The sequence below is a fragment of the Streptomyces sp. SID5785 genome, from assembly GCF_009870065.1.
Lineage (GTDB): Bacteria > Actinomycetota > Actinomycetes > Streptomycetales > Streptomycetaceae > Streptomyces.
In genome coordinates, this window is record NZ_WWIA01000862.1 from 1 (window position 1) to 1,139 (window position 1,139).

1 protein-coding gene is annotated in these 1,139 nt (G+C 73.9%); it reads right to left on the reverse strand.

The genetic code is table 11. The annotated features are described in order from the left end of the window. Positions 1-303 precede the first annotated feature (303 nt). Positions 304-951 (reverse strand): nucleoside deaminase, encoded by a 648-nt coding sequence (locus tag GTW43_RS27850; protein WP_343246138.1) that lies wholly within the window; start codon positions 949-951, stop codon positions 304-306. Between the last annotated feature and the right edge of the window lie 188 nt (positions 952-1,139).

Consider the following 1,139-nt stretch of genomic DNA (forward strand, 5'->3'; position numbering starts at 1 on the left):
GTCGACGGCTGGCAGCAAGCCATGTGGATCGGCGCCGCCGTGATGGGAGTCCTGCTCGTCCACGTCGCGCTACGCGGCCCGAGGGCCACCAACTCCGTACAGGCCGACGACGAGACGGCCGAGGCCGAGGCCGCGCCGACGGCCGGGGCCGCCGAGCCCCGCTGACCTCATCGGATCCCCGTGCGAGCGCCGCACGGCGCCGCCCGCACGGCACGCGCCCGTCGGGCACACCACGCTCCTGCGGTGTGTCCGACGGCCGTCCCGCGCGGAGCACGCCCAGGTACGTCGCGCTGCCGGGGACGGTCACCTCGCCAGGCGGCGGTCCCGGAGCGCAGCCGCCTCACGGAGGGCGGCCCAGTGCGCGGCGAGCCACGTCTCGACGGCAGTCTCCGTCGGCAGGCCCGCAGGCAGTGCGTCGTGCAGGGCGGTGGTCTCGGGTTCCAGCTCTCGGCAGCGGGTCAGGGTGGTGGGCTCGTCCGGTCCGTGAGCCTTGACCAGGACGCTGCGCAGAAACATGACATTGGCGGCCACGAGCCACGTCTGCATGCCGGTGTGGGGCACACCGGAGGAGCCGTCGTTCCCGCTGGCCAGGGCCCACGGGTCGGGGGCCAGGTACCGCACGGTGCCCACGCCTGTGAAGGCAGCCGCAGCCGCGCACATCGAGCAGGGTTCCTGCGTGCTCCACAGCGTCAGGGCACTCATGTCGCACCCGGTGCGTGCCGAGCCGAGGGCGTTCATCTCCGCGTGGGCCAGTGGCGTCCCGTGCAGTGGGCCGCGGCCGGGGCCGTCGTCGTAGGCCCGGTTGCGTCCCTCGGCCAGCACGGATCCGTCGGCCCCCGTCAGTACCGAGCCCACGGCCAGCCCACCGGCGGTCAGCGCCTCGTGGGCCAGCACCAGGACGCGGCGCACCGCCTCGGGTGCTGCCGCCCACTCGTCCTCGAAGCTCTCCACACGTGCCAAGATCTCAGGCCCGCTCACGTTCGACAAGATCACACGTGCGGCCACCGGGCCGCGATGCAGGCTTCGCTTCGCCGAGGGCTGCTTCGCGTCAGTCGGGGCGCCTCACACGCGCCCAGGCCAGTGCGCCGGCGCCGCCGATCAGGACCGCGCCACCCGCGAGATACGAGGGCTTGACACCC